This window comes from Bacillus sp. EA-CB0995 (assembly GCF_055814245.1).
This window is the reverse complement of sequence record NZ_CP169269.1, coordinates 1,943,260-1,955,542: the sequence shown is the minus strand read 5'-3', so window position 1 is coordinate 1,955,542 and position 12,283 is coordinate 1,943,260. Positions and strand designations below refer to the sequence as shown.

At 30.2% G+C, this 12,283-nt stretch carries 10 protein-coding genes and 3 pseudogenes; all 13 read right to left on the bottom strand.

Annotation, left to right across the window (positions count from 1 at the left end):
* Positions 1-16: 16 nt before the first annotated feature.
* Positions 17-436: pseudogene (locus ACEWFJ_RS10215) on the bottom strand (GT-D fold domain-containing glycosyltransferase); the annotation flags it as partial.
* Between the two features lie 173 nt (positions 437-609).
* Positions 610-915, bottom strand: coding sequence for a GT-D fold domain-containing glycosyltransferase (locus ACEWFJ_RS10210; RefSeq protein ID WP_473691964.1), 306 nt, complete (start codon positions 913-915; stop codon positions 610-612).
* Entirely contained in the window at positions 912-1,886 is a 975-nt protein-coding gene (locus tag ACEWFJ_RS10205; protein ID WP_473691962.1) for a glycosyltransferase, read from the bottom strand. The genes ACEWFJ_RS10210 and ACEWFJ_RS10205 overlap by 4 nt, the downstream gene beginning before the upstream one ends.
* Positions 1,887-1,901: 15 nt before the next feature.
* Complete coding sequence (locus tag ACEWFJ_RS10200; RefSeq protein ID WP_473691960.1) at positions 1,902-3,089, bottom strand: glycosyltransferase; 1,188 nt, start codon at positions 3,087-3,089, stop codon at positions 1,902-1,904.
* 83 nt (positions 3,090-3,172) lie between these two features.
* Positions 3,173-4,370, bottom strand: a pseudogene (locus ACEWFJ_RS10195) (glycosyltransferase).
* On the bottom strand, positions 4,367-5,488 hold the full coding sequence (locus ACEWFJ_RS10190) for a polysaccharide pyruvyl transferase family protein (protein ID WP_473691958.1): 1,122 nt from the start codon (positions 5,486-5,488) through the stop codon (positions 4,367-4,369). Before ACEWFJ_RS10190 ends, ACEWFJ_RS10195 begins: the two are co-directional and overlap by 4 nt.
* Positions 5,489-5,505: 17 nt before the next feature.
* Positions 5,506-6,222, bottom strand: a complete 717-nt coding sequence (locus ACEWFJ_RS10185) for a glycosyltransferase (RefSeq protein WP_473691956.1) — start codon at positions 6,220-6,222, stop codon at positions 5,506-5,508.
* A gap of 29 nt (positions 6,223-6,251) precedes the next feature.
* The gene (locus ACEWFJ_RS10180) at positions 6,252-6,677 is read right to left on the bottom strand and encodes a hypothetical protein (RefSeq protein WP_473691954.1); all 426 of its coding nucleotides are present in this window, start codon (positions 6,675-6,677) and stop codon (positions 6,252-6,254) included.
* 19 nt (positions 6,678-6,696) lie between these two features.
* Positions 6,697-7,722, bottom strand: a complete 1,026-nt coding sequence (locus tag ACEWFJ_RS10175; protein WP_473691952.1) for a glycosyltransferase family 2 protein — start codon at positions 7,720-7,722, stop codon at positions 6,697-6,699.
* A gap of 52 nt (positions 7,723-7,774) precedes the next feature.
* Complete coding sequence (locus tag ACEWFJ_RS10170) at positions 7,775-8,977, bottom strand: glycosyltransferase (RefSeq protein ID WP_473692428.1); 1,203 nt, start codon at positions 8,975-8,977, stop codon at positions 7,775-7,777.
* Positions 8,978-9,087: 110 nt separating this feature from the next.
* Positions 9,088-10,244: pseudogene (locus ACEWFJ_RS10165) on the bottom strand (glycosyltransferase family 1 protein).
* 47 nt (positions 10,245-10,291) lie between these two features.
* Positions 10,292-11,356 (bottom strand): EpsG family protein, encoded by a 1,065-nt coding sequence (locus ACEWFJ_RS10160; RefSeq protein ID WP_473691950.1) that lies wholly within the window; start codon positions 11,354-11,356, stop codon positions 10,292-10,294.
* Positions 11,357-11,388: 32 nt separating this feature from the next.
* A complete protein-coding gene (locus ACEWFJ_RS10155; protein ID WP_473691948.1) occupies positions 11,389-12,282 on the bottom strand; it encodes a glycosyltransferase family 2 protein in 894 nt (297 codons plus the stop codon).
* Position 12,283: the final 1 nt, after the last annotated feature.

Here is a 12,283-nt window from a genome sequence, read left to right as displayed (position 1 = left end):
ATAAATATTAAACTTCTTATATTATCCTGATAATAATCTCCCTCTCATACTTTAAACCTTTAATTTCATCAACATTAGTTCCATCCTTAACTTCGCCAATATACTTATTTTTCACAGGTGTTTTCTCTGTTGCCCTTTGTAAAAACCATTCATATTCTACATCAATATGACCAATATCTATAGCTTAATACCCATAAAACAATAATTCATATGCTAATACCGTAGCAGATGGACCAAGTGCAATTAATATTAACTTTGATTTTTCTTGATTTTTTACCGTATTTAAAATTTTATTTTATCTTGAAAATGCATCTTTTGATGGGCAGATTATTCTTTCAATTGATCTAGCATTGTTAAATAAATCGTTACCTATACCCAATCTACTTTGCGTTCCTTCTACAACAACAATATCTCTATCATTCCAAAGCCTCTTAAACTTCTGAAAACGTTCTTCGTCCTTCCTCTTATCTTGATGGGCTCTATATAATTGTGTAACTAATCATCGTAGTACTCTTTTTTCATATCTAGAATGTTATAAATCTTACTACGATTTAAATTCAAATATTTCCTCCAATAATCCCTTGGCTTCTCGGCACAACAAACAACAATTTAAAAAATATTCGGAATACATACTATATGTTTTTCTTTCTTACTCTTAATAATTTCCATTAGCTTTACTTTTAATTCTTCAGAGTATGGTTGAAACATCAATCCTTCTCCATGGATAAGTACAAATTCACCATCACCAAATCGACTTACTGAATATTTATTATTAACAATCTTATCTAAGGTTTCATCAGGTTTCTTTATTATAGAGGGCGTTACTGTTACTGATATTACTTCATTATATTGAGTGATAATAGTATCTCTAACTCTAAGGACTACATAATAAACCTTAAATAAAAACCGCTTCATGCTTGTCTCCTTTTTGATAAATTATTGATTATAAATTTATACAACAACGGATGAACTTTAGTGGCAGCCAATAAAACTTTCACAGTTTTCGCATATTCTTCTAACTTTATTGTTTTATTAAAATAACTGTTTAATATACTTGTAACCTTATAATATTTTATTTTATGTTCTTTAAATTTCCCACTCAATGATATTAAATTTAAAACAACCATTGCACAATTAGCCAACTTTAATATGACTAGATCGCTCGATTCTTTATAATGCTGATTTATAAATTTACACATTTCATCATATATCAATACAGCATCAATTTTTATATCTTTTACAGCTTTGTCCATCATACTATTATCGCGTTTTATGTAATGATATTTTGGCTCTCCTATGCAACACACTTTTTCACTCTTATGGATAACCTTATAAGTAAATGCTGTATCTTCATACGTCATGCCAACTGGAAATTTAATATCCTTTAGCAGACTTCGTTTAAATAATTTTGTCCATACCACTTCATCATATAATTCACCTTTAAGCATTGTTTTCATTGCTTCGTTTCTGTCATGAATAATTAGCGGGTGAGTACCGGTAATTACAATTTTATCACTATAATAAATTTTGCTAGCACAGCTTGCTATCTCACAGTTATTTTCTATGCACATATTATATAGCAACTCATACATGTCTGTTTCAATCCAGTCGTCACTATCAACAAACCCTACATAGTCTCCTTCCGCGATATCTAACCCTGCATTCCTTGCAGATGCTAGTCCGCCATTTTCTTTATGCATTACTTTTATTCTATTATCATTCACAGCATACTCATCACAAATCTTCCCGCAATTATCAGGTGATCCATCATCTACAAGTATCAATTCGAAATCTGTAAATGTTTGTGCCAATATAGAATCAACACATTTATGTATGTACTGTTCTACTTTGTATACCGGAACAATGATACTAATTTTAGGATTCATATGTAAAAATCCCTTCTACATAATATAGTTGAAAAATTTTTGTATTTCTTTTATTGTATCGAATTTATACTTTGACAAGTTATTAGATAACTTATCTCGTGCTATTTTATTATCTACAAGATATTTAACCTTTTTGTATAGTTCTTCTTCATTACATCCAACAATAAATCCAGTATAACCATCTTCAATTTGCTCATATGCCCCTACGAAATTTGTTGTTACAATAGGTTTTTCTAAGCACTTTGCTTCTGCTAAAGTGAGACAATATCCCTCATGTCTGGATGTTTGAACATAAATGTCAGCTTTTGCTATATACGGATAAGGATTTGGCGTTGATCCTAATAAGATAAACTCATATTTTAAATTATATTTGTCTATTAACATCTCATAGTCTTTTCGATTATTACCGTCTCCAATACAATACCACCTTAGATCATATCCATCTTTGCGTAACCTAGATAAAACCTTAATTGCTAAATCTTGCCCTTTCTCCTTTGAAAGCCTTCCTACTGTTACAATCTTTATACCTTTATAGTCATCATCAAATTCTATTGTTTCTTTTGACATTTCATTTATTAGATTATAAGATACGATATTTAGAAAAATATCTGCCTTACTCTTAACAGTAGGTATCTTCTCTATCAAACGTTTCTTGGCTTCTTTAGAAACCACAAACACCTTATCGAACATATCATATAGTTTGTTATATAATTTTTCATTAATCCTATGCTTAGAAACATCAAAATGTACCCAAGAGATTTTCTTTTCTGCAGTTACTTTATTTGCTATATAGTAATCAACAATATCAGTAGGGCCCTGATATGCTATTGCAATATCATATTTATTTGTATTATTAGGAACATCTTTAAAAATTTCCTTATAATAAACATATCTATTATTTAATTGTTTAGATATAAAATAAGAACATATGAAAGATGGAATTTTTGTATACTCTTTGTTATTGTAGTAATCTTTAATCGTTTGCTTCGGTGGCTGCATGATTATAGGCTTAACGTTTTTAAACCAGACGGCTTCTTCTACTTTTACACACTCTGGAATCTGTTCTAAAAAACCGCCCTTCTTCTCTAATACTAGAACTGTAATATTATATTTTTCTTTTGGAATGACCGATAATAAGGAAAGAAGTGATTTTTCTACACCGCCTATATTCATGCTACTGACCATAAATAATACTTTCTTCATTATCTATCCCCCATCATTACATTAATTCCATTTTTATTAACGTCAAAAATGCCTAGAGTAAGCATGATGCAAAACGCGAGACATTAACTAATATCATCTATTATTTTGTAGAATTTCCCCATTTCTTTTGTAGTATCCACAATTTCATTTTGTAAATTTTTTCTAATTCTATTTCTTAATTTCTTATCCTCTAATAATTTTCTTATTGCATTATACATTTGTTGCTCATCAAAATTAACTATTAAACCTGTTTGTTCGTGAATTATTTGCTCACTTGCACCTGTAAAATCCGTACTAACAATAGGATTGTCAAAACATCTCGCTTCCGCAAGTGTTATACAGTATCCTTCGTGACGAGATGGCTGTATATATATATCACACTGTTTCATAAAAGGATACGGATTAGGATTAGCTCCTAAAAGTATATAGTCGTTTTGAACATAATACTCTTTTATAAGCTTTTCATATTCTATTCTCGCACTTCCTTCACCTATGCAATACCATCTAACATTGTATCCATCTTCTTTAAGTTTAGCTAATACAGGAATCGTTAGGTCCTGTCCCTTTTCTTTGCTCAATCGTCCAACAGTAAGGATCCGTATTCCACTAAAATCATCTTCAAATCCTATGTCTTCATCAGCCAATTTAGCTACGAATTCAGGCGACATAATATTAAAAAAAGTATCCAATTTATTTTTTAAGGTTGGTAGCGTATGAATTAATTTATTCCCCCTCATTTGATACAACAAAAATTTGGTCAAACTTATCATATGTCTTAGTCGCGAATTTTTGATTAAATCCTATTTTTGTAATATCAAAATGTACCCATTGAACTTTCTTTTTTGCTGCTATTTTATTTACAACGAAATAGCTTATGAAGTCCATGGGTCCTGCATAAGCCACTGCAACATCAAGTTCATTATCAATTACAGGGTAATCACGCAACACATATTTAAAGAAAATGCTTCTATCTTTCATAAATTTCGATAGTAAATGTAAAAATACTATATTGAAAGCCTTTATTACTCTTCCTTTTTTAAGAAAATCCAAAGAAACTATATGAGGAGGCTTATTCAATATCTCTTTTAGATTCCTATATCCTTTTAAATATTCAACATGAACTTCACTAGGAATGGAGTTTAAAAACTCACCATACTCTTCTAACATTAAAATCGTTATATCGTACTTATCTTTTGGTATCTCTGCTATCATATTAAGCAATGCTTTTTCAGTTCCACCCACATTCATATTTATAATCACAAATATAATCCTCTTTTTCATACTCCCTCCAATTTAAATGTTTCCATATCTAGAAACTCACTTAATTTTTCAAACTGGTTCTTAGCATTGTTTGATATAAATTCCAGATTAGCTTTATTATGGAATGATTTGTTTATAATATTTTCATCATACTGCAAATTAAGTTCTTCCATATTTATCAAAATACGATCAAGGTTAATATCTTTCAGCATATTAGTGGTTTTTTCACTGTATATTACAGGCATAATTCCAGTACCTAGTAATAGCGCTAATATATTTGCATGAAATCTTGCAGCAATAAAAAACTTAAAAGAAGCTATTAGATTGATAGCTTCTTTTAGGTTTCCTTTATAGTTATAAATAATAATGTTTTTTAATGCTTCAGGAGAAAGATATAATTTAATTGTATTTATTATTTCTAAATCTCCCTCTTGTTCACAAAAAGACATTAAATAACATTGATATCCCCTGTTTACCAATAACTCTATTGTCTTTACGGTACTTTTTATATAGTCATTATAATAAATTGATAACCCATGTTTATGTCTAACGTCTATAATTGAAAATCCAACTGTACATTTACTTAGTACAGTTTTATATTCATCTATATTCATTTGAAAAACAATATCTGGTGCATATCTAACCTGTGACAAATCCTTAAATAATTCATATGAATATACATCTCTAAAACAAACATCATCACATAGCTTAAAAAATTTTTTATAATCATTCAAAAATTCTTCTGTCTCATAAGGTCCAAAATTTGCACCTAATATAAATACTGGTTTGTCTCTTTTCTTAAATTCCTGAACCATTCTCATTCTATCCTGATATAATGAGTTATGATATTTCTCTTCTCTAAAAATAGAACCACCTATAAATAGTAATGCATCATGCTCCTCTGCTACCTTATCATAGTTCGTTATAGAATCGGATATTTTAAGATGTTGCCCAATTTTATTAAGAATTGTATACTTTCTTCTACTAACGTTGCAGTATCGAGAAATAAATTGATCGTAATCTTTACCTAGATAATTAACTGTGAATTTACAGTGCGGGTATTTCGTTGCAAGAATATCTAGAAATAAATCATCTCCTAAATTAAACATTAAATAGACATCTACAAAAATCTTTTTCATTTCATTATCACCACTCATTAATTTTCTATCAGTTCATAGAATTTACTTAATTGATTTACTGAGCTATAAGGTTCTTGGGAATTTAATTCTGTTATTATTTTTTCTTTAAAAATACTATCATCTAAATACTTTTTTATTCCATTGTATATACTATTTATATTATGTTCTACTAATAAACCATCTACATTATGATTAATGATTTCTTTAGCTGTAAAAAAATTAGTACATACAATAGGCTTTTTTAATATCTTAGCTTCACATACTGTAAGACCAAATCCTTCCTTTACAGATGTTTGAACATATATGTCGCAATTCTTCATATAGAGATATGGATTCAGTTTCTTTCCAAGTAGTATAAAACAATCATTCAATTGGTATTCATCTATTAATTCTTGAAGTTTCTTTTTTTCAGGCCCTTCTCCAACTCCAAACCATTTAAACTTGTATCCTGATTTCTTTAATAAATCAGCTACCTCAATAGCTGTACTATATGATTTTACGGCCACTAGCCTTCCAACTGTTAAAATATTTACAAATGATTTGTCGAATTCATTAACGTCATTTTCTTCGGACATTTTATAAATCATATTTGGATCTATTATATCTAAAACCATATCAACCTTATCGGCATATTCTTTTCTAAGCCGCATTAATGATTCTTTAGTATTCTGAGAAACTGCAATGATTTTATCTATCTTCTTATAGGATTCATAGTCAAGTTCTTTGTCATACAATGTATTGATATAATCTGTATTAATCCAAGCTATTTTTTTGACGCGGTGACTTTATTCGCAACAAAATATGTGGGCATTCCTTGACTATAGGCTATAGCTACATCATATTTTTTTTGAATTGGAGCTATTATTTTTTTTATACTTCTAAACACTACTTGCTCACTATGTAAAATATTTTTCTTGTAATTATTTACTCTCAAACTTAAAGAAGTTTTAATTCTATAATAAAGATAGAGGGCACTTTTACTTAGAGGGACTTTTTCATTATTTATATACCGAAAATATTCTGGAGCTGGTAAGATATTTATATTCTTTGGAACATAACTTTCAAGATCCCCTCCTGTTTTAAATAACAGTAAATCAATTTCGTACTTTGAAGAATTTATCAAATTCAATAAAGATATTAAACTTTTTTCTGCTCCACCAATAGTTAGCGAATCAATCACAAATAACAAATTTTTTTCATACCCTCACTTACTTTCCTATTTTTATTCTCCTTTTAACATTTCTTAACGCATTTAGATATATTCCATAAATAATACTTGTCCGTATAAGCCTGTTTTTAATTAAAAAAATATATGGCTTATAAAAAATACTATTAGTTGAAAATTCACCTATATGTGTTTTAATATATGGTATAGATAAAATTCTCATTATATTAGCAATGGCATTCTTCATACCAATAACTCTTATTTCAATACTTTGTTTCTCGACTAATGTTATTACAATATCTTGAATTCTTTTTGTAATTATCTCATTTATTTTTTGTTCGCCTAAATTAATAGAAGTAAATATCTCATCTATCTTTTTACAAACAGTAATATAATTTTGAATATAACTTATGGAAATATTAGAGCTTATACTATTTTGATTACATCTATTGTAGTTATATAAGGGCTCTTTTATTGAAGAAAAAGACTCGCATTGAGATACATATTGTAAAACAAATACTAAATCTTCACACATAAATATGTTTTTATCTAACTTCAAATCATTGTTAATAATTATTTCCTTTTTGTACATTTTCCCCCACAAAACTCCCCCTGTTCCTTTACATACCATATCTATGAAAGAATATAGAGAGACATTAGTATTGAAATTAAAATCTATGCAATTCAATACCCCATATTCTGAAATATCTTTATAACCACAACAAACTAAATCAGCATCCGAGCTGATCATTTTATTTAGTAAAAGTTCAACATAGTATTTATCAACTGTATCATCAGCATCAATAAAGGTTAAATATTCTCCTGTCGAATTTAAAATCCCCTTATTACGTGCTTCAGATGGTCCACAATTACTTTGATAGTAATATACTATTCTATCGTCTTTTACTTTATATTCATTAACTATCTTTTCACTTTGATCGGTTGACCCATCATTTACAATTACAATTTCAATATTTTTGTAAGTTTGATTAAGTATACTGTCTAAACATTCAGAGAAATACCCCTCGCAATTGTAAACAGGTACTATAATGCTTACTTTTGGAGCCATCTTTACTTCCTTTCAAATTTGTATTTTCGAATTTCAAATAAATCGGTTCACTTTAGCCACCCATCATTTCATACAACTTATCTAATTCATAACTATTAGAATAATCTGTTTTACTACAGTTATTAATTAATTCTTTTCTTATAGCAGTATCCTTATACAACTTTTCGATTCCATTCGCTATTCCCTCAACAGACAATTCTGTAATATATCCATCAAATCCATATCTTACTTGGCTTTTTGCAGTTGCATAATTTGTTATCATAACGGGCTTTGAAAGTATCTGAGCTTCACCTACTGTAACAGCCTTTCCTTCATACCTAGACGGTTGTACATATAAATCAGCTTCTTGCATATATGGATATGGATTCGTTTGTTTTCCTAGTAATATAAAATCATCCTTAAGCTTCAAAGCTTTTATCAAGTCTTTGATTATCGTTTCATCTCCCCCATATCCAACAACATACCAAGCGATATCATCATAGCCTTTATCTTTTAACATCCTTAAAGCTCTGACAGCATTGTCAATTCCTTTTGCATGAGACAACCTGGCTACTGTGATAATTTTAAATCTGTTATCGTTAATCATAGAGTTCTCTATATTTTCATTAGCCATTTTTCTAATAAACTCTGGAGAAGTTATGTTTTCTATTACAACAACCTTATTTTCTAATTTACTATATTTTTTTAAAAACGAATTTTTGCACGCTTCAGATACAGCTACAATATGATTAAATTTATTCCACATTTTCAAGTCCATATTTACATTTGTTTCTACTATAGAATAATCTGTATGAACCCATGCTATTTTTTTCCTAGCTCTAACTTTGTCAGAAACAAAATAATGTGGCCACAAATAACCAATGGCTACATCATATTCTTTATCTAATTCAGGGAGAAATGGTAAAGCATACTTCCACATTAATTGCATTTGATAATAACCTGGCTCTGCTGTTCCTTTTATTCTCCCTATAAGATTAGCATTTATCTTAGAAAAAATTCTTGACAACGCGATACTATACTGTTTATCTTGTAAAATTTCACTTATTGACTTTCTAAAACTCATGTATTGTGGAATTTCTGGTAATACATTAGGCTCCTTTGGCAACAGAGAAAAGAATTCACCCTCATGTTTAAACAGCATTAAATCCACATCATATCTACTGTAATCAATTTTATTTAGTAACCCAATCAAACTTCGTTCCACACCACCGATTGCCATGTCAAAAGAAGAAATTAATATTTTTTTCTTTTTCATCATCAAATACCTCACAAAATCAATTGTCACTTCTATTATTCCTTATGATAGCTCCCTATTTTTCCTAGCAGATATAGGATTAGGTTATGTAACTTAGTGATGAAACAAAATTATCTTATATATTCCTTACACTCTATTCCATATAACGATAACCAGTCAGGAATATTACTATTAATATCAAAACCTAATTTTGATATTTTGTTAATTATCTCTCGTTTTTCAGGTTTTTCTTTTAATAGAGCGTTATAAATCTCTTCGGACCATATCTCGAATTTTTCTTCTAAACTAATAAATGACATTAGCCCTAAGCCCATATCAGTATCTCTAGGTATCGTATTTGCAACAACACAAGGTGTACCTGAACATTGTGCTTCTAACGTTACAATACCAAAACCCTCGAATAAAGAAGGAAATAAGAAAACATCGAATGCTTTCATAAGTCTTGGTATATCCATACGTACTCCTAAAAATCTAATATTGTTGTAAATGCCCAGTTCTTTTGCTTTCAATTCAATAGAGCTTTTTAACGGACCATCGCCCACTAAAACAGCAATAAAATTTGTATCTCTCTTTAAAATTTCTTTTAGAACTTGTAGGATAAAAATATGATTCTTTGATTCTGAAAAACGGCCAATATGACCTATTATTTTCGCCTCATCTGGTATATTAAGCTCTTTTCTCACACTGGTAACATCTCTTATGTCCACATCAGTAAATTGGCTAATATCTATTCCATTTTTGATCAATTCTACCCTATTATCGTTAATTATTCCTTCACCAAATAAAAAACGTGCAGCTTCAATACTACACGCACAATAATCTGTTCCAGCATATTTAATAATAGATTGTAAAACCTTTAGGGTAATTTTCGCTTTAATTCCAGATCCTTGAGGCCAATTATTACTGTGAGAATGACAAACCCTTTTTTTATACCTGCCATTTTCGCAGCCACCGCAGCAAAGCCACCTTGATAATCGGTATGTGCATGTACAGCTACATATCGATTATCATTCATTATCTTTGTAAGTTCTTTAATATACACAAAAGGCCCTACTTGCCCCAGGCTTGGAATTCTATAGACTTTACCGCCTAATACTGCTATTTCTTCATCATAATCACATTTCTCAGTTCTGTGAGACACAAAATCAAATTGAACTTGTGATTTGTCTATATTTCTATATATATTCATTAACAACGTTTCAGCACCACCTCGATTCATAGCACTGATAATATGTAAAACTCTCTTGGGTTTTTTAGTCTTAACCATTGAAGCCCACCCCAATCTTATAATCAATTCCATATATTGAATCTTTATTATCCAAAAAAGTTACTCTTGTAAATAATCCCCAAAGTGATTACCTGCTCATAAACAAAATAAACAAAATAACATACTAGAATTGCATAATAGACAAACTTCTGATCCTTTTCAGTAAACAGCTTTACAACCCAAGAAATTAATATTAATTGGTATAATCCAAAATAAATAGCAAACCTTGCAAAAATCCAGTTTTGTGTTGAAATAAGCATAAAAACTACACCCAATAATGCCATATTTACAATGTAATCACTCTTTGGAAAAAGTTCTCTAAGTCTTTCTCTACCAAAGTACGCAAGTATAAGCGGTGCAGCATCAACAGCAACCCTAAGGATGTTGGCACCACCTTCATGAAAATCCTTATAATAACCATACTGAGTATCCCCTATCGCTGCAAAGAAAAATTCAGAAAATTGATTAAACCCTATCACGATTAGTACCGCTAAAAAAAGAAGGATAAACGTTGTTGCTGACCAAGCTTTTCTTCGAATTAAAAAATATATTGGTATGAGAACAAGCGCACTCTGATGAAATGTTGATGCAAGCAGAACAATGAGAATGTATTTTTTCCAGTTACCATCAAAGATATATTTGGTGGCAGCAAAAATTATAGCTGCAGCTAAATATTGCCTAATCCCATTCATTGATGTTAAGTACATCCCAGATGTGATATAGACATATAAGCTTAAATCGATTAGCCTTGAATACTTATATAGAATGAATACGATTAGTACATTTGTTATCAATGCTGTAATAAAAACCATGACCTGAGGATCATCTGTATACTTTTGTAAAACCATTTGAAAAATATTGAATCCCATGTCTTTGTTTTTTTGAATATACTCCCAATTAAAATCAGTAATAGTATACGCATGCATATAAAAGTATGTATCCCCGATAGTATTTCGAAGCCCAGCTACCAACACAAGCGATAGAGAGGCCATTAGAATCAGAAATTGATTCGGCTTTATCAATGCAGGACCCGTGGTCACATGCATAGCAAAATATCTTGCAAAAAAAGAAAATATAAATACTATAGCAAGATTCATCCAAAGTATAGTCATTTGTAATTTCCTTTCAACTTAATACTAGAATCCTATGTTATTTCTGATACTCTTGTTTTTGTTGCGATGTAACAATACATCATAATCCCAAGCGGGATAGCGAAAAGTGTAAGAGTTTTACACGGTGTCTCACTCATAAACCTTTTATTTTTTGATATAAGACTGCTAGATACATAGTGAATAGCCTGTCTATATTTAAACGCTTGGCTTACAAATGGCAATTTCATAAGCTCCTTCCGATAAAAAGCAAAGCCTTTTGGGTTTCTACGATATTGATTTAGCATGTTCATTGATGATCCATCAGGCAAATATTCAACACAGCAAAGGACCTCATTCATCAGTAACATCTCGTACTTCCGATCGAGCATATAATACTTATATGCTAGTCCTACATACTTTTCATTTTTGAAAACTGGGTACGGATACTTCTTCGTCAATTCCGTACGATATACAAGTTTCTTATCACCCGTTACACCATGCTTATTATAGAGATCAAAAAGTGTTGAGCATTTAATATTCTCTGGTAACTTCGAACCAATGATTCGTCCATCTGTGTACGAGTCAAGTCCAATTATGCCACTGACTTCATCACTTCCATGTTTCTCCCAGAAAGAAAGAATGTTTTCTACGGCATCATCCGGCATGTAATCATCAGAGTCAATACATACATTTAGTTCCGTGTCGATCATCTCATACGCTGTATTATGAGCACCATGCATGCCTTGGTTTTGTTGCCAATGATATTTTATTTCTATTCGATTTTCAGCAATCCAGCTACTCACCAACTCTTTTGTGCTATCATTAGAGCCATCATCTATAATTAACCATACAAAATTCTTGCATGTTTGACGATTCAAACTCTCATAACAATTGTGAAGACAGTATGCCCTGTTATAAGTAGGGGTAAAAATAGTTAACTTCTTCAAA

Bases quoted from the DNA above. Each gene is read 5' to 3' on its own strand.
- ACEWFJ_RS10210 (WP_473691964.1), bottom strand. From the start codon at position 915: ATGAAGCGGTTTTTATTTAAGGTTTATTATGTAGTCCTTAGAGTTAGA.
- ACEWFJ_RS10205 (WP_473691962.1), bottom strand. From the start codon at position 1,886: ATGAATCCTAAAATTAGTATCATTGTTCCGGTATACAAAGTAGAACAG.
- ACEWFJ_RS10200 (WP_473691960.1), bottom strand. From the start codon at position 3,089: ATGAAGAAAGTATTATTTATGGTCAGTAGCATGAATATAGGCGGTGTA.
- ACEWFJ_RS10190 (WP_473691958.1), bottom strand. From the start codon at position 5,488: ATGAAAAAGATTTTTGTAGATGTCTATTTAATGTTTAATTTAGGAGAT.
- ACEWFJ_RS10175 (WP_473691952.1), bottom strand. From the start codon at position 7,722: ATGGCTCCAAAAGTAAGCATTATAGTACCTGTTTACAATTGCGAGGGG.
- ACEWFJ_RS10170 (WP_473692428.1), bottom strand. From the start codon at position 8,977: ATGAAAAAGAAAAAAATATTAATTTCTTCTTTTGACATGGCAATCGGT.
- ACEWFJ_RS10160 (WP_473691950.1), bottom strand. From the start codon at position 11,356: ATGACTATACTTTGGATGAATCTTGCTATAGTATTTATATTTTCTTTT.